Genomic DNA, 23,919 nt, shown 5'->3' with positions numbered 1-23,919 from the left:
ATGTCCGACGCACGCGAATTTGATGTCATTATCTATGGTTCGACCGGATATACGGGCCGCCTTGTCGCCGAATATATGAGCCAGCAATATGGCGTCGGCGGTGATGCGCCGAAATGGGCCATGGCCGGCCGCTCAATCGAAAAGCTGGAGGAAGTCCGCGACCTCATCGGTGCACCGAAAGAAACGCCCCTGGTCGTTGCCGATTCCGACGATGCAGAATCCATCGACATGATGGCCAGCCGGACGAAAGTGCTGCTGACCACAGTAGGCCCGTATCAGCTCTATGGCAGTGACGTGGTCGCCGCCTGTGTCACCAATGGCACGCATTATGTGGATCTGTGCGGCGAACCCGGCTGGATGCGGGAAATGATCGATGCGCATCAGGATGCCGCGGAGAAATCCGGTGCCCAGATCTGCCTGTCGTGCGGTTTTGACTCAATCCCCTTCGATCTCGGTGTGCTTATGCTGCAAAAGGACATGAAGAAGCGTTTTGGCAAACCGGCCAGCCGGGTCAAAGGACGTGTCCGGGCCATGGAAGGAACATTTTCCGGCGGCACCGCAGCGAGCCTGAAGGAAACGATGAAGGCGCTGGCCAAGAACCCGTCAATGGTCAAGGTCCTGGCCAGCAGCTTTGGTCTGACCCCGGGATTTGAAGGACCGGATCAGCCCAACATGATGATCCCCAAATATGACAAGACCATCGACAGCTGGGTTGCCCCCTTTGTCATGGCACCGATCAACACCAAGAACGTCCACCGCACCAACTTCCTGTCAGATTTTCCTTATGGCGAGGATTTTCGCTATGACGAGATGGTCGTCACAAGTCCGGGCGACATGGGCAAGCAGGCTGCTGAAATGCTGGCCAAAGCCAATCCGCTGGGCGGTGAAGGCGGGCCGAAGCCAGGTGAAGGACCGACCAGGGAAGAGCGAGAAAACGGCTTTTATGACGTGCTGTTTCTTGGTGAAACCGCAGATGGCGACACTGCCAGCCTGTGTGTCAAAGGTGACAAGGACCCGGGCTATGGATCGACGTCAAAAATGATCGCCGAAGCCGCGCTTTGCCTCGCCCAGGACGGCAACAAGAAAGGTGGCGGAATCTGGACCCCTGGTGCGCTGATGGGCAAGAAGCTGGTCAAGCGACTGGAAGCCAGCGCTGGCCTCAGCTTTACGGTTGAAAGCTGACTGGATCACTGATCAGCAATGCGCCAATGCTAACAAATCAGGGGGCAGACGCTGGACCAGCGTTCTGCCCCTTGATTTTCAGCTCGCTGATACAAATTTGAGAGCATCATGCTGAAAAATCTGTTCCGCAAAAAGACCAGGAAGACTTTTCTGGGGGAAGCGATGATTCCCGAAGGTCGGCGCGTGTACGCGATTGGCGATGTGCATGGCCGCAAGGATCTGCTGCAGATTTTGCTGAAGAAAATAGCCGAAGATGACACCGCGCGCGGCGGCCAGAGCGAGATCATATTTCTGGGCGATCTGATTGATCGTGGTCCGGACAGCTGCGGGGTTGTCGACATGGCGATGCAGCTGCAGAGCGAGCGCGGCAATGTCCGGTTTCTGATGGGCAATCATGAAGAGGTTTTTCTCGCCTGCATGAAAGGCAGTGACCGGGCCACCCGGTTTTTTACGCGGATCGGCGGCAAGGAGACGATCCTCAGCTACGAAATCAGCATGAAAGAGTATATGGAGCTCGACAACGAAGCTCTGACCGCACGCCTGCCCGAGATCATTCCCCAGTCCCACGTCGATTTCGTCCGCAATTTCGAGGACCAGATTGTCATTGGAGACTATGCCTTCGTCCACGCCGGTATCCGGCCCGATGTGCCTCTGGCCGAGCAAAAGCCCAAAGATCTCCACTGGATACGGGAAGATTTTCTGTCAGCGGGTCAACTGCACGAAAAAATGATCATCTATGGGCATACGATCAATGAAGAGGTCGTGGAAGCCGACAATCGCATCGGCATAGATACCGGGGCCTATTATACGGAAAACCTGACGGCGATCGCCCTGGAAGGCCGCGACCGCTGGTATCTGGACACGCGAGACACATAAAAATCGGCGGAACCCCAAGGGATCCCGCCGATTAAGCTGATCAGATACGCAGACCAGAAGATAGGGTAGTGAGTGTAATGCCTTAGGCGACCTGCGCTTCCGGACCGTTATCCTCTTCGATATCCCGGAGAACATAACCACGGCCCCAGACGGTTTCGATATAGTTTTCACCGCCACAGGCCAGAGCCAGCTTTTTGCGCAGCTTGCAGATAAATACGTCGATAATCTTGAGTTCCGGCTCGTCCATTCCGCCATAAAGGTGGTTGAGGAACATTTCCTTGGTGAGCGTCGTGCCCTTGCGCAGCGAGAGCAGTTCCAGCATCGCATATTCCTTGCCGGTCAGATGCACCCGGTTTCCGTCGACTTCAACAGTCTTGGCATCGAGGTTCACAGCAAGCTTGCCGGTCCGGATCACCGACTGGCTGTGTCCTTTTGAACGGCGCACAACAGCATGGATCCGGGCAACCAGCTCTTCCCGGTGGAAAGGCTTGGTCACATAATCATCGGCACCAAAGCCAAAGGACCGCACCTTGCTGTCCATTTCGCTGATGCCGGAAAGAATGAGAACTGGCGTCTGCACTTTGGCAACACGCAGTTTCTTGAGCACGTCATAGCCGTGCATGTCGGGCAGGTTGAGATCCAGACAGATGATATCGTAATCATAGAGCTTGCCCAGATCGAGGCCTTCTTCGCCGAGATCGGTAGTGTAAACATTAAAGCCCTCGGTCGCCAGCATCAGCTCAATCGCCTTTGCGGTTGTCGGCTCGTCCTCAATCAACAGTACACGCATCGGGTAACCCCTTTTCCTTAAATTCGTTCGGGTATCGAGTATCGTCCCGAAGCCCCCGGATCATTTATTAACCATAAGATAGATGAACGTAAAAGGTTAATTTTGAATTAATGCAGGAGTCAGCACGAGTCGCGGGCTATCGGACGAGTCTGTAACCCGCAGAATTGAGTCGTTTCAGGACTCTCCCCGGGCACCCAAAAAAAATTAACTTTTGCCGCTTTCCCGGATGCGAAATGCGCGTTTTGATCTCATTCGCACCTGGAAATCCCAATGAACATGACATAGACCAAGCCGCTATTTCCAACTCGGAAAAAGATGTCCCAGCCTTTCCAGATCGCTCCACCCTGTCTAGACGACCTGCATGTCCTTCCCAATTCCAGACCATGCCGTACAGGAAACTTTTCTCGCCGCGTCAGGACCCGGTGGGCAGAATGTCAATAAAGTCGAAACGGCTGTGCAAATGCGCGTTAATGTCTATGCGTTGCGGTTGCCGCCCTATGCATTCCGCAAGCTCAAGGAACTTGCTGGCCGAAAAATGACAGCCAATGGAGAGTTGATCATCACGGTGCGCGACCATCGCACCCGTGAGGCCAATCGAACCGAGGCCAGACGAAGATTGCAGGACCTGATCGCGCAGGCCCATCACCGGGACGCCCGGCGCATAAAGACCCGGCCCAGCCGCGCGGCGAAAGCACGCAGGATTGATGCAAAGAAGAAAAAGTCATCGGTGAAGAAAATGCGAGGCAAGCCCAGGCTCGACTAGCTCCGCGTCGGCAACAAAAGGCATTTTCGTAGCAAATGTAAATAGTTGTAACCCATTAGTCGCACATAGCGGTCGGAACATCGCTATGCTTAATATCCGTTAACCATAGGTCAACAGTTCGGATTAAAACAGGCTCGGTAAGTCGTCCCCCATGACAAACCGAATTCGCTCCCTCGCCCCGCGTCCTGCGCACACTTTGGTCCTCGCTCTGGCGGCATTCTCGACGCTGTCCGCCTGTGGCAAGGAAGCAGCAGAAGGCACGCAAGCAGACGTCACTCTCCCGGTATCGCCTACTCCGACGCCAACGCCAACGCCAACGCCTACTCCGACGCCAACGCCTACTCCTACGCCTACTCCTACTCCTACGCCGACACCGACCCCAACACCGACGCCCACACCTGCGCCGACCCCTACGCCTACGCCCACACCTGCGCCAACTCCACCACAGGTTCCGGCGGAAGGGCTGCCCAAAATTCCGAGCAACTTCAACGTTGAGGAGTGGCTGCAGCCGTCCTGGGGGCATGGCAACCCGGCGCCAACGGCCGAACCCGACGTCGTGGGCGCTTTCCGTTTCATCTGTACGCCAAGCCACAATGCCTATGATGACCCGATCGTCTATCCGGGGCAGCCAGGCGTGTCGCATTTGCACACATTCTTCGGCAACACCCTGACCGATGCCCATTCCACTTATGAATCGCTGAGAACTACCGGTGAGAGCACCTGCAACAACTTGTTGAATCGTTCGGCCTACTGGATTCCTTCAATGATGAATGGTGAAGGCAAGGTGGTGATGCCGAACAGCCTTGCCGTATATTACAAGCGCCGCCCGGAAACAGACCCGGAATGCCAGGTTCAGGGGCAGGCCTGTATCCCTCTGCCACGCGGTCTTCGCTATGTCTTCGGATATAATATGCAGTCGCCCGCCAACAGCGAGATATTCTATTTCAATTGCCAGGGTCCGGGCGCAGTACCCGGCAATTACGCCAATATTCCTGAAGCGGCAGAAAACTGCCCTTCTGGCGCGCAATTGGGCGCGGTTGTCGGTGCACCGGAATGCTGGGATGGCGTCAATCTCGACAGTCCGGATCATCGTTCACACATGGCCAAACTATATCGTGACAATAATGGCGTGGCCCGATGCCCGGAAACGCATCCCTTTATCATTCCAACTTTTACCCTGTCCGCATGGTGGACGACCGACGACACGCTTGATCGGTCAGGTAATCTGGATCCGCTGAACAAGACGTGGCACCTGTCGTCAGATCGCATGGCCGGCATGGCGCCGCATGTACCAGGGTCGACGTTTCACTCCGACTGGTTCGGTGCCTGGGACGATGATATCATGGATATCTGGATGAACAACTGCATCAACAAATTGCTGAGCTGTTCCGGCGGTGATCTGGGCAACGGTCAGCAATTGAAGCTGTTTGACGGATACAAGAAACTGGCTGATCCGCGCCTTGTGGACGCACCAGCGCGTCCGGGCTAGAATTCAAAGCTCGGTTCGAAGAGACCAGAGTTCCGGAAAAGCCCGTTTCGAGAGTGTCGACTGCAGGTAGGAAACACCCGCTGTCCCGCCCGTTCCTTTTTTCCCGCCGATAATCCGTTCAACGGTCAGGACATGCTTGTGTCGCCATGTCGCCATGGCATCATCGAGGTCCACCAGCTTTTCAGCCAACTGATAGAGTTCCCAATATTTCTCGGGTTCACGATACACTTCCAAAAAGGCCGCCTGAACTTCCTCTGAGTGCTTGTGCGGCAAGGTAAAATCCCGCTCGAGTAGTTTTGCAGGGATGTCAAATCCGGCGCGAGAAAGGGCTGCTATGGCCTTGTCCCACATGCTCGGACTCTGAAGCGCCGATCGCATCGCATCACGGGCCTCCGGTCGATCATCCTGATATTTCAAAAATGCCTTGTCTTTCAGCCCCAGCATATACTCGACAGTCCGGAACTGATCGGACTGAAAGCCGGAACTCGGACCCAGCACCGAGCGAAAGCTTGTATAATCACTGGGCGTCATCGTTGACAGCACATCCCAGCTCAGCGTCATAACCGATTGAATACGGCTAACCCTCGCCAGTGCCTTGTAAGCCGGTACAATCGCATCTTCATCAATTCGGCGGGAAGCAAGTTTGAGCTCACGAATAATCTGTTTCAGCCAGAGCTCCTTGGTCTGGTGAATGATAATGAACAACATCTCGTCATCAAATTCTGATTGCGGATGCTGGGTCGCCAGCAGTTCATCCAGTGCCAGATATCGGGCATAGGTCATGGGAGGTTGTTTGGACATGCCCGTGTTTATCGCTACCGGCAATCAATTGGAAGAGCGACCTCAATTGGTTGCTGCAAAGATGATGCTACGATCCGGCATGGTTCCGCTTGATCTGGGACACGCTTCATTGGTAGCAGCGGCCATGTTCGAATTTTCCATCAGCGATGAATCATCCACCCAGACCTTCTACCAGGACCTCATATCCGCGGCGCAAGCTTTGGTGGATGGCGAGCCGGATCCAATCGCCAACATGGCAAATATCTCGGCCTTGATCTGGCAATATGTCCCCGACCTGAACTGGGCGGGCTTTTACCGCCGTATAAGCGAAGAACTTGTCCTGGGTCCGTTTCAGGGCAAGACGGCCTGTATCCGCATAGCGATGGGCAAAGGGGTTTGCGGCACGGCCGCCCGGTCAGGACAAACCCAGCGGGTTGCCGATGTTCACGCATTTCCCGGCCATATTGCTTGCGACGCCGATAGCCGCTCGGAGCTTGTCATCCCGGTAGTCAGTGCCGGTGAAGTCATCGCTGTTCTCGATCTCGACAGCCCCTTGCCCGATCGCTTCAAGGATGCAGACGAAACAGGCCTGTGTGCGTTGATCGAGGCGATCAGTCCGGCACTAGCAGGATAAATTTCGCGGTCGTCGGCTCTGATCAAAAGCGACCCATTTCGAGACACTCCCCCGAAACGCGCCTATTTTACAACTGCATAATGGTCTTAATCCGCAGAAAATGGTAACTATTGGTTAACCATTTTCATACTGGCCAGCGATCGGCTGCCCGGATTACAGGAGCTGTTAACCATGAGAACCCTTGCGATTGCTGGCATGACCAGCCTTTTGGCACTGGCCCCCTCACACGCATATGCCGCGGTCGAATCGCCGTCGGTCCCGACCGCCGCTACCGAAGGCCTTCCGGGGCTTGAACTCATGGCGGACATGCTGGCTCCTGCCGCAGAGGGCGCCAAGCGTGGCATGAACAAAATGGGCGGTCATCGAATGGGCGCGATGCGCGGACATCATATGCGCAAAATGGGCCACCGGGGCTTTCGCAGCGGTCATCATGTCCGCATGGGCAAAATCGGCCATCGGCGGGGTTACAAGCGGCCTTTTCGGGGTTTTCGTTTGCCCCGGACATTTATCAGGCCAAGCTATTTCATCGGCAATTTCGGTTATTATGGGTTGAGACAGCCATCCTACGGCTATGGCTGGTCCCGCTATTATGATGACGCCGTTTTGACCGACCGTCACGGTGTGGTCCACGATAGCGTCCGCGATCTCGACTGGGATCGTTACAACCAGGGTTATAATGACGGATATCGTGACGGCCGGGCGACTTATGACGACAGCGTGCTTCTCAATGATGACCGGGTGATTGCCACACCTACCGCAGCTATTGGCAGCACGACATATCAGGGCGACTGGGATGGAGCCTATCGGGAAGATGGCAGTTACAGCGGCGAATGGAGTGGAACCTACCGGGACGCAGAAGGCCGTGTCTATGAAGGCAATTATGCTGGCACCTTCATAGGCGAAGGAGAAGCCACACAAGTGGGCGCTGATTATGCCGACAGCGCACCCCACTGGGGTGCTCCTGCCTCGGGCAGTGCGGGCGACAGTCATGATTATCGCGGCTATAGCCAGCGAGACGAGGAGCTGGCTTACCTGCAGCGGTGCCGGAAAAGTTCCGGTATCGGTGGCGCGGTGGTTGGCGGCGCGCTGGGCGCCCTGGCCGGAAACAGAATCGCCGGACGCGGAAACCGTTTGGGCGGATCACTGATTGGCGGCGGACTGGGTGCAGTTGCCGGCGCAGCAATTGAACAAAGCAGCGACCGCTGCCGCAAACTGCTCCGGAAATATGGCGAGGAAGAGCATCATGTTCGGCGCGATCATCACCGCAAACAAGCGAGGAAGCATCACGTCTATCCCAGCGGCTGGCAAGGCGGCTATTATTATCCGGCCTATTATTATCAGCACGCGCAGCCGATGGTTACTACGATCATTATCGAATCACAGCCGGTGACCACGACAACCACCACAACCACCTATGTCGATGAAGAAGTGATCTACACAAAACCGCGGCCTGTGGCGAAAAAGCGCTGGAGAAAGGCTGCGCCCAAAAAGACGTGGAAACCGAAACCGGTCCTGAAAGGCTGTCAGCAAGAGCGTTGCCTTTACGATTGAGCCGGAAACAGACTGGATGAAAAGCCCGCCGCCCGGCAAGGGTTCAGGCGGGCTTTTTCTGTTGCGGACATCAGCAAGATCGGGTTTGCGATCAGGAAAACCGTTCCCATCCGTCGGGACCGAGTTTTTCAAGCGGGCGAAAGCGGATCTTGTATTCCATCCGCCGGGAACCCTCGACCCAGTAGCCCAGATAGACATAAGGCAATCCCGCTGCTCGCGCGCGCAACACATGGTCCATGATGATATAGTTTCCAAGACCTGACCGTTCCGGATGGTCCGCATCGAAGAAACTGTAGATCATCGACAACCCGTCACCCTGCTGATCGGTCAGGCAGGCACCGACAAGACGGCCTTTGGAACCATCAGTTGTGGGTTCTCGATATTCAACAACGAAACTCTTGACCGGCGACTGCTCGACCATGTCCGAATAATCCATTTCGTCCATCTCGGTCATCCCTCCCCCGGGATGGCGTTTGGAGAGATATTTCTGCAGCAAGGCAAATTGTTCTTCGGTAGCCCAGGGCTGACACGCCTCCACCACCAGGTCCTTGTTGCGACGGAGGAGTTTTCGCTGGGTCGCATTGGGAGCGAATTCATTGGCCAGCACCCGGACAGATACACAAGCCTTGCAATCCAGGCAGCTTGGCCGATAGGCGACATTCTGGCTGCGCCGAAACCCGATGCGTCCAAGCGCATCATTCAATTCTTCGGTATGTGGCCCGTTGAGCTCAGTGAAAACCTTGCGTTCGCTTTTTCCCGGCAGATAAGGACACGGGCTGGGATTGGTCACAAAAAATCGCGGAAAGCGAACAGGAGCAGTCACAGTCAGGAGCCTCAATCAAGCAGCGGAAGAATCAACAGCGATACTATGCCTGCTTGGGTCACGGTTGGAAAGGCAATTTACCAGTTCTCGAAACCAGAAAAAAAACGGGGCGAAAATCGCCCCGTTCTTTCAAATCTCTAGCGCCATAATTCAGGGGCTTGTTGGATCATCGTCATCAGCAATGATGATGATACCAGCGATTACCGCTGCTGCAGCGAGAACACCGATAAGAATTCCGGTGCTGCCTTCCAGCTCCTCACCGTTTTCCTGAACGGCTGCTGTGCGTTCTGCAACAGGTCCGATACTTTCAACAGCCTGGGCTGATACTGGGGCTGCAATCAGCGTAACAGCCGCTACTGCGGTTGCCAGTTTGGTCAATTTCATTTTGTACTCCATTCCTAGTTCATGTTCAGTCGGATCAAACCGGGTTCCCGGCATTGCCCCCCAACACTTTCAACAACGTAGCGCGACCTGTTGTTTTGATATTCGGCTCCACTGTTAAACGCCTGCATACAGAGGGTGATTGGTAGATGCAACAGATCAAAGGAAACTTTCGGGCAGTGCGCCCAAAATTTACGTCACTTTGCCAAATGGAGCGAAATCGATGTCACTCGGATCGATAGACAGGACGTCCGGCGATCCATGTTTGCTCGACCCGAAATTTTCGGATGTCCGCCGGGGAACTGAGCAACAGATCATCGGCAACGATCACGAAATCTGCCCGTTTTCCGGGCTCCAGACTACCAATTCGGTCTTCGGCAAATCCCGCATAGGCTGCATCCAGTGTATAGGCGCGCCAGGCTTCAATCCTTGTCACGCGTTCCCGTGGCAACCATCCGCCAAATGGCTCTCCATTTTCATCTTCCCGTGTCATGGCCACTGCCAGACCCGGGAAAGGATTGACGGACTCGACCGGAACATCCGTTCCAAAAGCCACTTTTGCCCCCGAATCGAGGATCGATTTCCAGGCATAGGCTCCGTCCAGTCGATTCGGACCCAGTCGAACTTCTGCCATTAACCGATCAGACGTCTGATGCACCGGTTGCATCGAAGCGATTGTTCCGGTTTGCGCAAATCTGGGCAAGTCTGCAGGGTCCACAATCTGGGCATGTTCGATCCGCCAGCGGCGATCCCCGCGATAACTGGATTGCATCTCTTCAATGGCAGACAGGGTCTCGGCATTTGCCTGATCGCCAATGGCATGAATGGCGGTCTGGAAGCCATCCATGGCCGCCCGGCTCATCTTGTTCTTGAGCTGTGCAGATGTAAGCAACGCAAGTCCGCTATGGCCGGACTGATCTGCGTAAGGCTTTTTGAGCAGCGCACCACGAGATCCCAGTGCGCCGTCTACATAGAGTTTGACCCCGGCCAGCCGCAAACGGTCATCATAGAGCCACGGCGAAGGTCCGGGACCACCTATCGCGATCATGTTGTCGATCTCGGCGGCATAGGAAATGATTCGGACTTTCAGCTGCCCCTTGTCCCCTGCCCTGCGAAAACTTTGCCAGTCTTCCATGGTCGTCCCCATATCCGCAATCGCAGTGACGCCGTTGGCCAGCAGAATTTCCTGGGCCTTCATCAGCGCCAGGTCCCGTTCCACGGGTCTCGGTTGCGGTATGGCCTGGTCAAACAGTCTTTCGGCCAGATCGACAAAAATGCCGGTGGGCTGGCCGTTTTTCCTTTCGATCGCTCCGCCGGCTGGCGCCTGAGTTTTCGCATCAATTCCGGCAGCCTCCATGGCGCGGCTGTTGACCCAGACCGCATGGCCATCGACACGGGACAGAAAGACCGGGCGATCCGGCACGACGCTGTCAAGCTCGGCAGCAGTCGGAAAGCGGCCCAGCCCCCAGCTTTCCTGGTTCCAGCCATTGCCGATGAGCCACTGGCGGTTGGGATAGCGCTCTGCATAGTCGCGAACCCGCTGCAGCGCTTCTTCGAGTGACCGTGTCCCGCTCAGGTCAAGAGTCAGTGCAGCAAATCCCATGCCCATGACATGTCCATGGGCGTCAACAAAGCCGGGGATCAGGGTCTTGCCCTCGCCATCATATTGAAAATCCAGATCAGCGGGGCGCTTGTCTTTTCGATCGAGCAGCTCCTTGACCCGGCCTTCGTCATCAATGACCATGGCCGTGAATCGGACGACCTCGCCATTTTTGTCCAGCGTGATCCCGTTCACATTTTCGATCAGGCTATCGGCATGCGCCACCGTGGACAGCATCGCCGCTGCGACCGAAACCGTGGCCAGCTTGATGATGTTTTTCATTCCCCGTTTCCCCTGTTTGTGCGCCACCTCATTTTCCCGCCCTGGGCAACCGGGTGACAAGCGAGCTCGTGTCCTTTCGCCCTCCCCCGGCGGCCTGAACTTCCGCATAGAGCTGGTCAACCAGTGACGCGACCGGCAATGCTGCGCCATTGGACCGCGCCTCTTCGATAGCCAGCCCGAGATCCTTGCGCATCCAGTCCACCGCAAAACCGAAATCAAATTCATCTTTCGCCATTGTGTCCCAGCGATTGTCCATCTGCCAGCTCTGCGCCGCTCCGCCGGAGATGGCCTGATAAACCTTGTCCAGATCGAGCTTGCTGGCCTGTGCGAACCGTAACGCTTCCGACAGGCCTTCCAGCACTCCGGCAATGGCGATCTGATTACACATCTTGGTGGTCTGACCCGCGCCGGGTCGACCGACATGCACGATGCGGGCGGCATAGACCGACATGATGATCTCCGCCGCCGCAAAGGCTTCCTTGCTGGCCCCGCACATGATGGAGAGTTTGCCATTTTCGGCCCCGGCCTGGCCACCGGAGACCGGTGCGTCGACCACGTGGATGCCGCGCCCTTCTGCCTCCACCGACAACTGCCGCGAAATCCGGGCCGAGACCGTCGTATGATCAATGAACAATGTGCCCGGCGTCATCGATCCAAAAGCCCCGTCACGCCCCATGGTCACCGCGCTCAGGTCATCATCATTACCTACACAGGAGATCACAATCTGCTGGTTTTGCGCAGCGGCAGCCGGGTTTTCGGCAATGGTGCCACCATGGGTCTCCACCCAGTTCTCCGCTTTGGAGCGGCTGCGATTATAGACCGTCATTTCATGTCCAGCCTTCGCCAGATGCCCCGCCATGGGACCGCCCATCACGCCGATCCCGATAAATGCAATTTTCGCCATATTTCAATATCCTTGTCGACCGCATAATCATTGTTTCCATGAAAGACCAGATGCGTTAGGGGCTGTCGCATTATGAACGACCACAAACCTGCATCGCTGCCGACTTTTGACTATGACGACGTTCAGGCTGCGCATGAGCGAATTCGCGACCGGGTTGTGCAGACACCGACGCTCAAAAGCCTGACCCTGTCAGAGCTGGCCGGAGCGGAAGTGTATCTGAAGTTTGAGAATCTACAGTTTACGGCCGCCTACAAGGAACGTGGCGCGCTCAATGCCCTGTTGCTGATGGACGAAAGCAAACGGCAGACCGGCGTGATTGCCGCATCGGCCGGCAACCATGCCCAAGGCCTCGCCTATAATGCCCGCAACCTCGGGATTCCCGCCACGATCGTCATGCCGAGCACCACACCAATGGTGAAGGTGGAACAGACGAGAGGCCATGGCGCCGAAATCGTGATCCATGGCGGCAACTATGATGAATCCTATGCCCATGCACTGGAATTGGCGGAGCAACGCGGGCTGACCTATATCCATGCCTTTGATGATCCCCATGTTGCAGCCGGTCAGGGAACGGTCGCGATCGAGATGCTGGAGACCATTCCTGATCTGGACCGCCTGATCATTCCGATCGGCGGCGGCGGTCTGTTCTCCGGCATGGCGACCGCGGCCCATACGATCAAGCCGGGCATCAAGATGACCGGTGTCCAGGCGGCGCTCTATCCCAGCATGTATGGCAAGCTCACCGGACAGAATGTATCAGCGGGCGGCGATACACTGGCCGAGGGCATTGCGGTTCGCAATCCATCCGAATTCACTGCGGCGATAATCGAAAAACATGTCGACGAGATTCTTCTTGTCGGCGAGGCCCAGCTCGAAGGGGCGGTCAGCCTGCTGCTGCAGATCGAGAAAACCGTAGTCGAAGGAGCCGGTGCTGCCGGTCTCGCGGCGCTGCTCGCCAATCGCGAAAAATTTACGGGAGAGAAAGTCGGCCTGGTGCTGTGCGGCGGCAATATTGACACCCGTCTGCTCGCCAATGTTCTCTTGCGCGACCTCGCACGATCCGGTCGCCTCGCCCGCCTCCGCCTGCATCTGCGCGACCAGCCCGGCGCGCTCTACAATGTCGTCCGCGAATTTGCCGAGCATGAGGTCAACATCATCGAGGTCTATCACCAGCGCGTGTTCACCAACCTGCCAGCCAAGGGTCTGATCACCGACATCGAATGCGAAGCCAAGGACCGCGAGCAGCTGGAAGCCCTGATCGCAGCACTCAACAAGTCCGGATATGATGTCAGGCAGGTCGAACTGGCGGATTAGGAACTGCGGTCATGTCCGCTTTGGGCGCAAAAGCGGACATTGGAAATTTGGGACGACCGGTATGCCAGCATGGGACCCCGGCAATCGTGTCGGGATGGACTGTAAACTGCCGGAAATCATTGGCTCAGCTAATCTGGCTTGAAGCGGTAATGTTTCAAGCCATGGCAAAGCCGGGATTGGCCCGCAGCCGCTGCGCATCTTGCATCGGCGGTGCACCAAATACTCGGACATAGTCACGGCTAAACTGCGATGGACTTTCATAACCCACTTTAAATCCCGCGCTCGCTGCATCCAAAGCATCGGAAACCATGATCCGGCGGGCTTCCTGCAAGCGAAGGCGGGTCCGATATTGCAGCGGACTATAGGTCGTCACGGCCTTGAAATGCTCGTGCAGTGACGAACTGCTCATGCCGGCTTCCCGAGCCAATCGCTCGATGCTAAATGGTTCGGCATAGTGGTCCTTGATCCAGACTATCGCCCTACTGACCTGACTCAGCCGGCTCTCGGCATTGGCAATATGGCGCATCATCTCGCTCTGTTCGCCATGCAGCAACCGGTAAAGGATTTCGCGTTCTACCAATGGAGCCAGCGCCGGGATATCATCCGGTGTGTCGAGCAGACGTAACAGTCGGACGGCGGCATCCATCAAATCTGGTGTGACGGTGCTGAGTGCTATTCCCGGCTTTGATGTGGTTGCCGATGCGCCGGTGCCATGTTCCAGCATCAATTCACTGAGCACCGTCACGTTGAGGTCCAGGCTGATGCAAAAGTAAGGGCATTCCTCGCTGGCCTCGATAATGGAACCTTGCAGCGGCAGGTCCACAGACGCCACCAGATACTGGGATGCATCGTAGACATAATCCAGATGCCCCAGGGTCACATGCTTCTTTCCTTGCGCGACAAGGCACAGAGATGGCTCGTAAGTTGTTGGCATAGCCGGTGTAATTGTCGTGGATCGTATAAGTTTCACTCGCGGCAATGCACAAGGCTCGATGCCGTCAAAAGCCAGATGACGGTTGATGATCTCGCTCAATTCCTGCGTTTTTTCCATAGCCTTCCTATCTCATGGAATCCTGACGCCGACAAGCGCTGGCAATCGTTCCGGAGAATCAGGCAAGAATCTCGGAGTACCATTCTACCGCTCCGGGACACGCATGGGTCATGTTGAATGCTCACCCCCACCCCCGAAAGGAATTTGAAATGGAACATAGAAAACTTGGAAATGCAGGACCAACCACCTCTGCCATCGGCTTGGGCTGCATGGGCATGTCGGATGTCTATGGTCCGGCTGACCGGGACGAAAGCCTTGCCACTATAGACATGGCGATAGAGCAGGGAATCACATTGCTGGATACTGGCGATTTCTATGGCATGGGCCATAACGAGATGCTGATTGGCGAAGCGCTACGCAATCACAAGCGTGACGCCCTGGCGATCAGTGTGAAGTTCGGCGCATTGCGGGACCCCGACATCGGTTGGGGCGGTTATGATGCGCGCCCTGAAGCGATTCCGAATTTTTTGGCCTATTCGCTTCGGCGCCTGGGAACGGACTATATCGATATTTATCGTCCCTCCCGGCTGGACCCCGCTGTTCCTATTGAGGACACTATCGGCGCCATCGCCGAAATGGTGGCCAAGGGCTATGTGCGTCATATTGGCCTGTCTGAAGTGGGCGCTGATACAATCCGCCGCGCCCATGCGGTTCACCCGATCGCTGATCTGCAAATTGAATATTCGTTGATCTCGCGCGGTATCGAGGATGAAATTCTATCCACTTGCCGTGAACTCGGCATTGGCATTACCGCTTATGGTGTCTTGTCGCGCGGCTTGATCAGCGGCCATTGGTCACCGGATCGCAACAATGAGCGCGATTTCCGAAGTATGAGCCCACGCTTTGCGGGCGAAAACCTCGCGCATAACCTGTCGCTGGTCGATGCGCTCCGCAAGGTCGCAGAAGCCAAAAATGCGACCGTGGCCCAGATCGCCATCGCGTGGGTGACACATCAAGGCAGGGATATCGTGCCCTTGATAGGAGCCCGCAAACGCGAGCGTCTGTCCGAAGCGCTGGGCGCGATGTCACTGTCCCTGAGTGCAGCCGACCTCGCCGATATTGAAGCGGCGATCCCTAATGGCAGTGCGGCCGGTGCGCGCTATCCGGAGTCTCAGCTTGCGCACCTCGATAGCGAAAGGAGTGCAGCATGATGACCAATCAACCCGATCCTTTTTCCAGCTTCTCCGGCCTCCTGCGGGCGGCGCTTGGTAACATGCTGATGCCGGAAGCCGAGACGTTTCTGGATATGGTGGCCGATGATGTCATAATGGAATTCCCCTATGCGCCATCAGCCGGTGTCTCCCGCGTGGAGGGGAAGGCAGCTCTGGCAGAATATCTGCTTGGCGCAGCGTCGCTCATCACGATCGAGTCCATGTCAGAGCCGGTCGTGCATCGCGCTCAGGAATCCGATGTCGTCATATTGGAATTCGCCTGCACCGGTCATGGCACCGAAACCGGCATTGCCTATGATCAAACCTATATCTCGGTGGTAACAGTGACGGATGGGTATATCACCCACTATCGCGACTATTGGAATCCTCTGATCGCACTTCGCGCGATGGGCGGTGATGACGCTATTACCGCTGCATTAAAGGAGGCCGGTGATGCGTAATAAATTTCTTGTCACCGGCGGCACGGGCAAGACAGGAAGCCGTCTTGCAAAACTGCTGCGGGCTAGCGGTCACTGCCCTCTTGTTGCAACCCGGAATCCCGATAGTTCCGATCAGGTCCGTTTAGATTGGGCAGATTCAGCCACCTACGAAGCGGCGCTGGATGGGGTCAAGGCAATATATCTTGTCGCGCCTGCGAATGTTCCGGAACCGCTGACCGCCATGCAGCCATTTATCGATCGCGCGATTGCAAGCGGCGTCGAGCGTTTTGTATTGCTAAGCGCTTCTTCGCTCGAAGAAGGCGGTCCAATGATGGGTGCCGTGCATCGTTATTTGCATGAACAGGCGCCAAGCTGGTTCGTTCTACGTCCTACCTGGTTCATGCAGAATTTTTCGGAGCAACAGCATCTGCCGACAATCCGCGATGAGCACGCCATCTATTCTGCAACGGATGACGGACGAGTTCCTTTCATTGATGCCGATGATATTGCGGCAGTCGCAGCCGTGGCGTTGACGGATCCCGCTATGCCCAATGGTGATGCAATTCTAACCGGACCGCGGTCGCTTTCCTATGATGAGGTTGCCGAGGTTCTTTCCGACGCTTTGGGTATCACCATCATCCACCAAAAATTGAGCGAAAAAGATCTAGCGGGGCGCATCCAGTCGGGTGGATTGAGCAGAATCTATGCGGAGTTACTCGCGGCTATGGATACCGCTATCGCAGCGGGTGGAGAGGACAGGCTTACCGATTCCGTCGTTGTGCTTACCGGAAAAACACCGCGGGATTTGACCGGCTTCGTTGCGCGTAATATCGAAAGGTGGAAGACACCGCAGACCGTCAGGGGATCATCTTGAAGATGCCGCGCAATAGCTCCGGTCAAGAAAAGGAAATCCATGTCACTAACGAAGTTGCTCGTACCCACATATACGCAAATGCTGAAAACGCTTTCAGGCTGGCTCGAGAAGGCACAGGCACAAATGCCGCAAGCAGAGGCGGAAGCGCTGCTGTCGGAGCGTCTTGCTCCCGACATGTTTCCGCTATCGACTCAGGTTCGGCTTGTCTGTTTGCAGGCTCAGGAAGCGGTGTTTCGTCTGAGAGGAGAGGCCTTTCCGGAATCTCTCGATATACTTGTCGAGGAAGGGCGAAATGCAGGGGAACGGCCTGGTTCTCTGTCAGATGCACAAGCCCGAATTGATGAAACGATCCTGTTTCTGGAAGGTCTTGATCCCGATGCGCTGGACGCCAACCCGGACAGATCCATCGCGCACGAACTTCCCAGCGGCATGATCTTTGACCTGACCGCAGAGCAATATGCCCGCGACTGGACGCTGCCCCAGTTCTATTTTCACCTGATGACAGCTTATGCGATACTGCGCGCCGGGAATGTTGAACTCGGTAAGGCTGACTACGTGCCGCACATGTTTGCATATCTTCGCCCCGAAACGATGCCTAAAGGCTGATCGTCCGGTCCTTGCCTGAAGCATTCCTAACCTGGCTGCTTTCTGTGATTACCACCGACAGGACTACCAATTGCCAATGTCCGCTTTCGGGATAAAGCGGCCATTCCGCTTCGATACAGAAACAGACAGCCCTCGAGCGGTCCCGGAACTATCTTTTGAAGGACATGCTCAGTCTTCTTTGCTGATGCCGAACAAACACAAGGCAAGCAGCAAAGTCGCCAGTACGCCCGAGCCGCCGGCCACGGGAGATGGCAGGAAGCCCTGCAGACCGAACATCATGACCAGGGTGTTGGCGACAAAGGCGATTACGCCGACCAGAACCGTGGCTCCACCCAGCGCCTTGCTGCCTTCATTCATCCGGGCCATGCCGAACACCATGGCGGCCAGGCCCAGCAGGATTTTCGCGGCATTATAGCCGAAGAAAGAGAAGGCCACGACCGAAGAGGCGAGAACGCCAAGGTCTGCATTGGCCTCTGCTGCCGTGCGGAAAGGACCGAATTGCGTCAAGCCTACCCCGACCTGCACGACATTGAGCACTGCACTGAACGCAATCGCCGAGAAACCCAGAGTGTATCGCCTGGCCATGACCAGTGCAGATCCTGCAAAGGCTGCCAGCAGCACAAAGATCAGCGCTTCCAGACCCCAAAGGAAACTGCGGTCAATATCGGGCGCACCCAGATAAAGTGCCGTGTAAACCGGTTGCGAAATGGCCACCAGAAGCAGCAATATGGCAATGATTTTTATGGTTCGGCTTTGTGTGAATTCCATAACGGCTTCCTCTCATGAACATGGTCATTCCCGTCCCGAGATGGAGCAAAAAACGGATCACTGCAAGTGGACCTGCAGCGCTGGCTGGGGAGTCGCGTCTGGAATGTCCGCAAGCGGAACGAAGCGATCGCCCAAAACTGATCGAGAGCGCCTAAACCCGGGCTGTCAGTCCCGCATCGCGCATGCCACGCCAGATCTGCACGGCCTGCACCGTTTCCGGCACATCGTGGACCCGGACGATCTGGGCGCCCTGCTGGACGGCGTGATGGGCAAAGGCGATTGAACCGCCGAGGCGCTGATCGACCGGTGCTTCTTTGGACAAAGCCCCAATCATGCGCTTGCGGCTGGCGCCGATCAGCAGCGGCTGACCAAGCGCGTGAAACATCGCGATATTGTTCATCAGCGCCAGATTGTCCGCGAGCGACTTGCCAAAACCGAGACCGGGATCGACAATGATCTTCTCGCGTTCGAAACCCGCCGCCACAACGTCGGCAATGCGCTGTTCCAGCCAGTCGAACGTGTCGGTGACAACATCGCCATAATCCCCGCCCTTGTGGGGATCCTTGCCGCTTGAGGGCGCGTGCATGAGTACGACCGGGCGGCCCGAAACACCGGCAACTTCGAGCGACCGCTTGTCGTGGAGCAGTGCCGAGACATCATTGATCAGGTGGGCACCCGCCTGGATGGCTGCCTCCATGACGGCGGCCTTGCGCGTGTCGATGGATAATGCTGCGCCGCAATGGACAAGTTTTTCGATCACCGGGACCACGCGCCTGATTTCATCCCCTTCCCAGACCGTTTCCGCGCCCGGACGGGTTGATTCTCCGCCAATGTCGATAATTGACGCCCCGCTGGTGGCCATGTCAAACCCGGCATCCGCCGCCTTTTGGGCATCGCCGTCATGTTTCCCGCCATCGGAGAAACTGTCCGGGGTCATGTTCAAGATTCCCATGACATGCGGTTGGTCAAAGCGTAGCACACGCTCTCCGCAACTCAGCGGGCTATGCTCCCTCGACAGGTTGGCAAAAAGCGCAGATGCGCGGTCCTTCAGCTGACCGGGCATGCGCTCCAGCACACCAGGCCAGTTTTCCACCGGGATCAGGCCGCGAACGACCGGTTTGTTACTGTCATAGATCGAATATTCAACTTGAGAAAACCAAATCAAGCTGTTGTTTAATTTGTGATTTTTCTCGTCATGATATTGCGGACTATCAAGAAATCCCGCCGGCTTGAGATAGATCCGGGCATCCGGTCCACACCCGTCCAGTCCGTCCAGTTCCGTCATGAGGTCAGGGCTCCGTTGCCAGCAAATAGGTCTGCCGGAGATCATCGATCGGCTTCAGGTCCTTGCCGTCCTTGTAATACCAGTAGGTCCAGCCATTGCAGCTGGGTGCATCCTGCACCGTCGCGCCGATCTTGTGGATCGAACCCTCCTGCCCCTTCCAGACCAGCGAACCATCGGCCCGCACTTTCGCCCGGAACTTCCGGTTTTTGCTGCACAATTCGTCACCCGGTTTCAGATATCCGGTTTCGACCAGCGTCCCGAACGCCACGCGGGGCTTGGATTTGGGTGACTGCATGGTTTTGAGCGAACTTTCATCGAGCGGCAGCGCGGCGGCAATGCGTTCTTCGGCGACTTCACAATAGCTGTCTTCCTTCTCGCATCCGATCCAGTCACGACCAAGACGCTTGGCTACGGCACCGGTGGTCCCCGTGCCGAAAAACGGATCCAGAACCACATCACCCGGATTGGTTGTTGCCAGCATCACCCGATAGAGCAGGGCTTCGGGTTTCTGCGTCGGATGGGCTTTGACACCATTGCGTTTCAGCCGCTCCTGCCCGCCGCAGATCGGCATCACCCAGTCGCTGCGCATCTGCAGCTCGTCATTGAGGTTCTTCATCGCGCGGTAGTTGAACGTATATTTGGCCTTTTCCGACTTGGAGGCCCAAATCAGGGTCTCATGGGCATTGGTAAACCGCGTCCCCTTGAAATTCGGCATCGGATTGGCTTTCCGCCAGATAATATCGTTGAGGATCCAGTATCCCAGGTCCTGCAGAGATGCCCCGACACGGAAGATATTGTGATAGCTGCCGATCACCCAAAGCGAGCCATTGGGTTTCAGAATGCGCCGGGCTTCCTTCAGCCAGGCTCTTGTAAAGGCGTCATAAACCGCAAAGCTGTCAAACTGGTCCCAGGCATCATCGACCGCATCCACCTGACTGCCCTCGGGCCGGTACAGGTCCCCGCCGAGCTGCAGATTATATGGTGGATCAGCAAAAATCATGTCCACCGATTCATCGGGCAGCGACGCCATGGCTTCGACGCAATCCATCTTTAAAATCTGATTGAGCGGCAGTTTTCCGGCCTTTGCCGACCGTTTCGCCGGTTTCTTGCCAGCCTGTTTCGCTGTGTTTCCGGGCGCCTTGATACGCTCTGCAATGCCCATAAAATTTGCCCTTTTCGTTTCGAGAAGCATGGACGGTGAGTCCAACCGTCCCGACGGTCAAGGCCATTAACCTAGGTTAAAGGCGTATCTTTATGGTTAACGGAAGCTTGCCGATGAGAACGAAAGGAGTCCTCCACCAGATATGGAGTCTTCGTCGCAACGGCGGACTCAATCCCTAGTGGTGTGGCGCAAAAGACTCGATTGCACAGCTTTTTCGGGTTTTGCGATCAAATGAGGCTGAGCTGCGCCACCGGCGCAAAACTTTTGCGGTGCAAGGGCGTCGGACCGTGTTTCCGCAGCGCCGCGAGATGCTCAGCCGTGCCATAGCCTTTGTTGCGATCCCAGCCATATTGCGGATATCGCTGCGCCGCCGCGATCATGATCCGGTCCCGATATTCCTTGGCGAGGATCGAGGCCGCGGAAATGCAGGGATGGAGGGCATCACCGCCCACCACGGCCCTGGCATCATGATCCCAGTCCGGCAGCCGGTTGCCATCCACAAGAACCCGGTCAGGCCGCATGTCCAGCCCCGCCACTGCCCGGGACATGGCCTGCATTGTCGCCTGTAATATGTTCATTTCATCAATCTCAGCTTCGCTGCACAAAGCAATGGAATATCGCGTTTTTTCGAGAATTTCCGCCTCGAGGACCGCGCGTTTTTTCGCGGTGAGTTTCTTGCTGTCATCAAGCCCCGCAATGCCATGATCATCCGGCAGAATGACTGCGGCAGCCACAACGGGTCCGGCGAGAGGCCCCCTGCCCGCTTCGTCTACGCCGGCAATCATCTTTCCGGCATGCCCATCGGCCCGTGCCCGGCACCATAGCCCGGGGCACATTGCAGGCTATTGCGAACATGGTCACGCGACAGCGAGATGGCTTCCTCCATGGGCTGCCCGTGACCCAGAAAGGTCGCGATAGCGGCCGATAATGTACAACCCGTGCCATGATCGTGCCGCGTATCGATACGCGCGCCCTCCCAGCTCGCAATCAGGCCATTGCGGTCAATCAGCCGGTCAGCAAGCAGATCGCCGTCATCATGGCCGCCCTTGACCAGAAACGGCACATCAAAATTCACGATAACCTGTTCACCGCCGAGACGATCCATTTCATGGCGATTGGGCGTAACCAGGGAAACATGCGGGATGATTTCGGAAAAGGCCTCAATCGTCTTGTCATCTGCCAGACTGGCACCGCTGGTCGCGACCATGACCGGGTCCAGCACAACCGGCAACGGCGTCAGATCTTTGAGTGAAGCGGAAACTGCCGAAATGATATCGGCGCCGCCCAGCATCCCGATCTTGATGGCATCGATCCCGATATCATCTGAAACTGCGGATATCTGCGCGAGAACCATATCCGGCGGCATGACTTCGACAGCCGTCACGCCCATGCTGTTTTGCGCCGTGACCGCCGTAACGGCCGTCATGGCATGGCCACCCAGATGCGTGATCGTGCGGATATCGGCCTGAATGCCCGCCCCTCCACCGCTATCGGACCCGGCGATGGTGAGTATTCGGGGCGGCCTGGCAGTGGTCACGGGCGGAATTTGCGCTCGGTCGAAGCCGGGAATTTTTGGAGCAGTTCTGTTGACCGCGTTGGCCGTGACACCAGCGGTCCGCCACAATTCGGGCAAGTCCCGTGATGTTTCTCTTCATTGCATGATGTGCAGAAGGTGCATTCAAACGAACAGATCAGCGCTCCGGACTGATCAGCCGGAAGGTCCCGGCCGCAGCTCTCGCAATCGGGGCGCATATCCAGCATCAGCTCGCCACTTCTTCGACACAGGCACAAATCCGGTCGACAACGGTGCTGACCTGATCGGCATTATCACCTTCCGCCATGACCCGGATCAGAGGTTCCGTACCCGAGGCACGGATCACCAGGCGTCCGGTACCTTCCAGCTCTTTTTCCGCTTCCGCGATAACAGACTTTACCTTTGCATCTTCCAGCGGCTTCCCGTCGGAATATCGGACATTCTTGAGCAGTTGCGGAACGGGGTCAAACAGGTGCAGCAACTCGCTGGCGGGTTTTCCTGTTTCAACCAGTTCACCCATAACCTGCAGCGCGGCGACTGTTCCGTCCCCGGTTGTGCCATGATCAAGCAGGATCATGTGTCCGGACTGTTCGCCGCCGACGTTGAACCCGCCTTTGCGCATTTCCTCCAGCACATAACGATCACCCACTTTTGATCGCACCAGATTCAGATGCTGGGAGGACAGATAGCGTTCCAGGCCCAGATTGGACATGACGGTCGCCACGATGCCATCTCCGGTGAGCAGGCCGTTGCGGCTCCAGCTGGTGCCGATGAGAGCCATGATCTGGTCGCCATCGACAATCCGGCCCTTGTCATCGACCACGATCAGCCGGTCAGCATCTCCGTCGAGCGCGATGCCAATATGAGCCTGATTTTCGACCACGGAAGCCTGCAGCGCAGCCACGTCGGTTGATCCGCACTGGTCGTTGATATTCCTGCCGTTCGGATCCACACCAATGGTGATGACTTCGGCGCCCAGTTCCCAGAAGGCTGAAGGTGCAACCTGATAGGCTGCACCATTGGCACAATCGACCACGACCTTGAGACCGTCGAGGCGGACATGTTCTGGCAACGCCATTTTGAGAGCATGAATATAGCGACCCCGGGCATCTTCAAACCGCCGGGCCCGCCCGATATCTTCCGCCTTTGCAAGCCTTGCCGGCTCCTGAAGATAGGACTCAATTTTCAGTTCATCCTCATCGGACAATTTGAAACCGTCAGGGCCGAATAGCTTTATGCCATTGTCCTGGTAGGGATTGTGACTGGCCGAAATCATGACGCCAAGGTCTGCTCGCATGGACCGGGCCAACAGCGCCACCGCCGGTGTGGGCATCGGTCCGACCTGGACCACATCCATGCCGACGCTGGTAAAACCCGCTACCAGGGCATTTTCCATCATGTAACCGGACAGCCGAGTATCCTTTCCGATCACCACACGGTGGCGATAGTCGCCGCGCAGAAAATGCCGGCCGGCCGCCTGCCCTACCTTCATCGCGACTTCCGCAGTCATCGGGTGCTTGTTGGTCAGTCCGCGAATGCCATCAGTCCCAAAAAACTCTTTTGTCATGTCCGCTCAAATCCCGATCCGGTTTGCTTTTGATGCAGGGTCTGTAGCCGAAGCATGGCAAAGAGACCAAGCGCGAAAAGCCGAGACGCAACATTTTACACCCAATCAAGGC

At 56.4% G+C, this 23,919-nt stretch carries 25 protein-coding genes; 11 read left to right on the top strand and 14 right to left on the bottom strand.

Annotated elements, in window-relative coordinates; translation table 11 throughout:
• Both BUQ90_RS10805 and BUQ90_RS10800 read left to right on the top strand, forming a co-directional pair.
• Nucleotides 1–1,182 (top strand): saccharopine dehydrogenase family protein, encoded by a 1,182-nt coding sequence (locus BUQ90_RS10805; protein ID WP_074205235.1) that lies wholly within the window; start codon nucleotides 1–3, stop codon nucleotides 1,180–1,182.
• A 108-nt stretch (nucleotides 1,183–1,290) separates the two neighbouring features.
• Nucleotides 1,291–2,058, top strand: coding sequence for a metallophosphoesterase family protein (locus BUQ90_RS10800; protein WP_074205234.1), 768 nt, complete (start codon nucleotides 1,291–1,293; stop codon nucleotides 2,056–2,058).
• Nucleotides 2,059–2,140: 82 nt separating this feature from the next.
• Here the strand turns inward: BUQ90_RS10800 and ctrA are convergent, their stop codons facing one another.
• The gene (gene ctrA / locus BUQ90_RS10795; RefSeq protein ID WP_074205233.1) at nucleotides 2,141–2,848 is read right to left on the bottom strand and encodes a response regulator transcription factor CtrA; all 708 of its coding nucleotides are present in this window, start codon (nucleotides 2,846–2,848) and stop codon (nucleotides 2,141–2,143) included.
• A 361-nt stretch (nucleotides 2,849–3,209) separates the two neighbouring features.
• Here ctrA and arfB point away from each other — a divergent pair, with 361 nt between their 5' ends.
• Both arfB and BUQ90_RS10780 read left to right on the top strand, forming a co-directional pair.
• On the top strand, nucleotides 3,210–3,611 hold the full coding sequence (gene arfB, locus BUQ90_RS10790) for an alternative ribosome rescue aminoacyl-tRNA hydrolase ArfB (protein ID WP_074205232.1): 402 nt from the start codon (nucleotides 3,210–3,212) through the stop codon (nucleotides 3,609–3,611).
• Nucleotides 3,612–3,762: 151 nt separating this feature from the next.
• Nucleotides 3,763–5,100, top strand: coding sequence for a DUF1996 domain-containing protein (locus BUQ90_RS10780; protein ID WP_143182840.1), 1,338 nt, complete (start codon nucleotides 3,763–3,765; stop codon nucleotides 5,098–5,100).
• Nucleotides 5,101–5,103: 3 nt separating this feature from the next.
• On the opposite strand, the gene BUQ90_RS10775 is transcribed toward BUQ90_RS10780, so the two are convergent.
• Nucleotides 5,104–5,901 (bottom strand): tryptophan 2,3-dioxygenase, encoded by a 798-nt coding sequence (locus tag BUQ90_RS10775; RefSeq protein WP_074205230.1) that lies wholly within the window; start codon nucleotides 5,899–5,901, stop codon nucleotides 5,104–5,106.
• A gap of 124 nt (nucleotides 5,902–6,025) precedes the next feature.
• Between BUQ90_RS10775 and BUQ90_RS10770 the strand changes: the two genes are divergently transcribed.
• Both BUQ90_RS10770 and BUQ90_RS10765 read left to right on the top strand, forming a co-directional pair.
• The gene (locus BUQ90_RS10770) at nucleotides 6,026–6,514 is read left to right on the top strand and encodes a GAF domain-containing protein (RefSeq protein ID WP_074206354.1); all 489 of its coding nucleotides are present in this window, start codon (nucleotides 6,026–6,028) and stop codon (nucleotides 6,512–6,514) included.
• A gap of 171 nt (nucleotides 6,515–6,685) precedes the next feature.
• A complete protein-coding gene (locus BUQ90_RS10765) occupies nucleotides 6,686–8,065 on the top strand; it encodes an RcnB family protein (protein WP_084192668.1) in 1,380 nt (459 codons plus the stop codon).
• A 91-nt stretch (nucleotides 8,066–8,156) separates the two neighbouring features.
• On the opposite strand, the gene BUQ90_RS10760 is transcribed toward BUQ90_RS10765, so the two are convergent.
• The 4 genes from BUQ90_RS10760 to BUQ90_RS10745 form a co-directional block, all read right to left on the bottom strand.
• Complete coding sequence (locus BUQ90_RS10760) at nucleotides 8,157–8,888, bottom strand: arginyltransferase (RefSeq protein WP_074205228.1); 732 nt, start codon at nucleotides 8,886–8,888, stop codon at nucleotides 8,157–8,159.
• 150 nt (nucleotides 8,889–9,038) lie between these two features.
• Nucleotides 9,039–9,272: a hypothetical protein gene (locus tag BUQ90_RS10755; RefSeq protein WP_074206353.1), complete on the bottom strand. Its 234-nt coding sequence runs from the start codon at nucleotides 9,270–9,272 to the stop codon at nucleotides 9,039–9,041.
• Nucleotides 9,273–9,495: 223 nt separating this feature from the next.
• On the bottom strand, nucleotides 9,496–11,151 hold the full coding sequence (locus BUQ90_RS10750; protein ID WP_074205227.1) for an amidohydrolase: 1,656 nt from the start codon (nucleotides 11,149–11,151) through the stop codon (nucleotides 9,496–9,498).
• 28 nt (nucleotides 11,152–11,179) lie between these two features.
• On the bottom strand, nucleotides 11,180–12,055 hold the full coding sequence (locus tag BUQ90_RS10745; RefSeq protein WP_074205226.1) for an NAD(P)-dependent oxidoreductase: 876 nt from the start codon (nucleotides 12,053–12,055) through the stop codon (nucleotides 11,180–11,182).
• 72 nt (nucleotides 12,056–12,127) lie between these two features.
• Between BUQ90_RS10745 and BUQ90_RS10740 the strand changes: the two genes are divergently transcribed.
• Nucleotides 12,128–13,369 carry a threonine ammonia-lyase gene (locus BUQ90_RS10740; RefSeq protein ID WP_074205225.1) on the top strand — a complete coding sequence of 414 codons (1,242 nt, stop codon included), beginning with the start codon at nucleotides 12,128–12,130 and terminating at the stop codon, nucleotides 13,367–13,369.
• A gap of 154 nt (nucleotides 13,370–13,523) precedes the next feature.
• Here the strand turns inward: BUQ90_RS10740 and BUQ90_RS10735 are convergent, their stop codons facing one another.
• Complete coding sequence (locus BUQ90_RS10735) at nucleotides 13,524–14,420, bottom strand: AraC family transcriptional regulator (protein ID WP_074205224.1); 897 nt, start codon at nucleotides 14,418–14,420, stop codon at nucleotides 13,524–13,526.
• A 149-nt stretch (nucleotides 14,421–14,569) separates the two neighbouring features.
• Between BUQ90_RS10735 and BUQ90_RS10730 the strand changes: the two genes are divergently transcribed.
• The 4 genes from BUQ90_RS10730 to BUQ90_RS10715 are packed head-to-tail and all read left to right on the top strand — an operon-like array spanning nucleotide 14,570 to nucleotide 17,491.
• Nucleotides 14,570–15,571, top strand: a complete 1,002-nt coding sequence (locus BUQ90_RS10730; RefSeq protein ID WP_074205223.1) for an aldo/keto reductase — start codon at nucleotides 14,570–14,572, stop codon at nucleotides 15,569–15,571.
• The gene (locus BUQ90_RS10725) at nucleotides 15,568–16,032 is read left to right on the top strand and encodes a nuclear transport factor 2 family protein (RefSeq protein WP_239447415.1); all 465 of its coding nucleotides are present in this window, start codon (nucleotides 15,568–15,570) and stop codon (nucleotides 16,030–16,032) included. The genes BUQ90_RS10730 and BUQ90_RS10725 overlap by 4 nt, the downstream gene beginning before the upstream one ends.
• A complete protein-coding gene (locus tag BUQ90_RS10720; protein WP_074205222.1) occupies nucleotides 16,025–16,885 on the top strand; it encodes an ergot alkaloid biosynthesis protein in 861 nt (286 codons plus the stop codon). The genes BUQ90_RS10725 and BUQ90_RS10720 overlap by 8 nt, the downstream gene beginning before the upstream one ends.
• 39 nt (nucleotides 16,886–16,924) lie before the next feature.
• Nucleotides 16,925–17,491: a DUF1993 domain-containing protein gene (locus BUQ90_RS10715; RefSeq protein ID WP_074205221.1), complete on the top strand. Its 567-nt coding sequence runs from the start codon at nucleotides 16,925–16,927 to the stop codon at nucleotides 17,489–17,491.
• A gap of 168 nt (nucleotides 17,492–17,659) precedes the next feature.
• On the opposite strand, the gene BUQ90_RS10710 is transcribed toward BUQ90_RS10715, so the two are convergent.
• From BUQ90_RS10710 to glmM, 7 genes are all read right to left on the bottom strand, one after another.
• On the bottom strand, nucleotides 17,660–18,259 hold the full coding sequence (locus tag BUQ90_RS10710) for a thiamine biosynthesis protein ThiC (RefSeq protein WP_074205220.1): 600 nt from the start codon (nucleotides 18,257–18,259) through the stop codon (nucleotides 17,660–17,662).
• Between the two features lie 151 nt (nucleotides 18,260–18,410).
• On the bottom strand, nucleotides 18,411–19,544 hold the full coding sequence (folP, locus tag BUQ90_RS10705; protein WP_074205219.1) for a dihydropteroate synthase: 1,134 nt from the start codon (nucleotides 19,542–19,544) through the stop codon (nucleotides 18,411–18,413).
• A gap of 4 nt (nucleotides 19,545–19,548) precedes the next feature.
• Nucleotides 19,549–20,706, bottom strand: a complete 1,158-nt coding sequence (locus tag BUQ90_RS10700) for a site-specific DNA-methyltransferase (RefSeq protein ID WP_074205218.1) — start codon at nucleotides 20,704–20,706, stop codon at nucleotides 19,549–19,551.
• A 227-nt stretch (nucleotides 20,707–20,933) separates the two neighbouring features.
• Nucleotides 20,934–21,491, bottom strand: a complete 558-nt coding sequence (locus BUQ90_RS10695) for a ribonuclease HII (protein WP_074205217.1) — start codon at nucleotides 21,489–21,491, stop codon at nucleotides 20,934–20,936.
• Nucleotides 21,488–22,243, bottom strand: a complete 756-nt coding sequence (thiD, locus tag BUQ90_RS10690; protein ID WP_074205216.1) for a bifunctional hydroxymethylpyrimidine kinase/phosphomethylpyrimidine kinase — start codon at nucleotides 22,241–22,243, stop codon at nucleotides 21,488–21,490. The genes BUQ90_RS10695 and thiD overlap by 4 nt, the downstream gene beginning before the upstream one ends.
• Nucleotides 22,240–22,467 (bottom strand): DUF1272 domain-containing protein, encoded by a 228-nt coding sequence (locus BUQ90_RS10685; protein WP_074205215.1) that lies wholly within the window; start codon nucleotides 22,465–22,467, stop codon nucleotides 22,240–22,242. Before BUQ90_RS10685 ends, thiD begins: the two co-directional genes overlap by 4 nt.
• The gene (gene glmM, locus BUQ90_RS10680) at nucleotides 22,467–23,807 is read right to left on the bottom strand and encodes a phosphoglucosamine mutase (RefSeq protein ID WP_074205214.1); all 1,341 of its coding nucleotides are present in this window, start codon (nucleotides 23,805–23,807) and stop codon (nucleotides 22,467–22,469) included. Before glmM ends, BUQ90_RS10685 begins: the two co-directional genes overlap by 1 nt.
• Nucleotides 23,808–23,919 lie beyond the last annotated feature (112 nt).

The sequence above is a fragment of the Parasphingorhabdus marina DSM 22363 genome (assembly GCF_900128895.1).
Classification (GTDB): domain Bacteria; phylum Pseudomonadota; class Alphaproteobacteria; order Sphingomonadales; family Sphingomonadaceae; genus Parasphingorhabdus; species Parasphingorhabdus marina.
Note: the sequence above shows the minus strand (reverse complement) of the source record. Positions and strands in the feature narration are given on the sequence as shown.

What these genes read in the sequence shown, in the direction of transcription:
- BUQ90_RS10805 (WP_074205235.1), top strand. Translation starts at nt 1, where the DNA reads ATGTCCGACGCACGCGAATTTGATGTCATTATCTATGGTTCGACCGGA.
- BUQ90_RS10800 (WP_074205234.1), top strand. Translation starts at nt 1,291, where the DNA reads ATGCTGAAAAATCTGTTCCGCAAAAAGACCAGGAAGACTTTTCTGGGG.
- ctrA (WP_074205233.1), bottom strand. Translation starts at nt 2,848, where the DNA reads ATGCGTGTACTGTTGATTGAGGACGAGCCGACAACCGCAAAGGCGATT.
- arfB (WP_074205232.1), top strand. Translation starts at nt 3,210, where the DNA reads ATGTCCTTCCCAATTCCAGACCATGCCGTACAGGAAACTTTTCTCGCC.
- BUQ90_RS10780 (WP_143182840.1), top strand. Translation starts at nt 3,763, where the DNA reads ATGACAAACCGAATTCGCTCCCTCGCCCCGCGTCCTGCGCACACTTTG.
- BUQ90_RS10775 (WP_074205230.1), bottom strand. Translation starts at nt 5,901, where the DNA reads ATGTCCAAACAACCTCCCATGACCTATGCCCGATATCTGGCACTGGAT.
- BUQ90_RS10770 (WP_074206354.1), top strand. Translation starts at nt 6,026, where the DNA reads ATGTTCGAATTTTCCATCAGCGATGAATCATCCACCCAGACCTTCTAC.
- BUQ90_RS10765 (WP_084192668.1), top strand. Translation starts at nt 6,686, where the DNA reads ATGAGAACCCTTGCGATTGCTGGCATGACCAGCCTTTTGGCACTGGCC.
- BUQ90_RS10755 (WP_074206353.1), bottom strand. Translation starts at nt 9,272, where the DNA reads ATGAAATTGACCAAACTGGCAACCGCAGTAGCGGCTGTTACGCTGATT.
- BUQ90_RS10750 (WP_074205227.1), bottom strand. Translation starts at nt 11,151, where the DNA reads ATGAAAAACATCATCAAGCTGGCCACGGTTTCGGTCGCAGCGGCGATG.
- BUQ90_RS10745 (WP_074205226.1), bottom strand. Translation starts at nt 12,055, where the DNA reads ATGGCGAAAATTGCATTTATCGGGATCGGCGTGATGGGCGGTCCCATG.
- BUQ90_RS10740 (WP_074205225.1), top strand. Translation starts at nt 12,128, where the DNA reads ATGAACGACCACAAACCTGCATCGCTGCCGACTTTTGACTATGACGAC.
- BUQ90_RS10735 (WP_074205224.1), bottom strand. Translation starts at nt 14,420, where the DNA reads ATGGAAAAAACGCAGGAATTGAGCGAGATCATCAACCGTCATCTGGCT.
- BUQ90_RS10730 (WP_074205223.1), top strand. Translation starts at nt 14,570, where the DNA reads ATGGAACATAGAAAACTTGGAAATGCAGGACCAACCACCTCTGCCATC.
- BUQ90_RS10725 (WP_239447415.1), top strand. Translation starts at nt 15,568, where the DNA reads ATGATGACCAATCAACCCGATCCTTTTTCCAGCTTCTCCGGCCTCCTG.
- BUQ90_RS10720 (WP_074205222.1), top strand. Translation starts at nt 16,025, where the DNA reads ATGCGTAATAAATTTCTTGTCACCGGCGGCACGGGCAAGACAGGAAGC.
- BUQ90_RS10715 (WP_074205221.1), top strand. Translation starts at nt 16,925, where the DNA reads ATGTCACTAACGAAGTTGCTCGTACCCACATATACGCAAATGCTGAAA.
- BUQ90_RS10710 (WP_074205220.1), bottom strand. Translation starts at nt 18,259, where the DNA reads ATGGAATTCACACAAAGCCGAACCATAAAAATCATTGCCATATTGCTG.
- folP (WP_074205219.1), bottom strand. Translation starts at nt 19,544, where the DNA reads ATGACGGAACTGGACGGACTGGACGGGTGTGGACCGGATGCCCGGATC.
- BUQ90_RS10700 (WP_074205218.1), bottom strand. Translation starts at nt 20,706, where the DNA reads ATGGGCATTGCAGAGCGTATCAAGGCGCCCGGAAACACAGCGAAACAG.
- BUQ90_RS10695 (WP_074205217.1), bottom strand. Translation starts at nt 21,491, where the DNA reads ATGATTGCCGGCGTAGACGAAGCGGGCAGGGGGCCTCTCGCCGGACCC.
- BUQ90_RS10685 (WP_074205215.1), bottom strand. Translation starts at nt 22,467, where the DNA reads ATGCTGGATATGCGCCCCGATTGCGAGAGCTGCGGCCGGGACCTTCCG.
- glmM (WP_074205214.1), bottom strand. Translation starts at nt 23,807, where the DNA reads ATGACAAAAGAGTTTTTTGGGACTGATGGCATTCGCGGACTGACCAAC.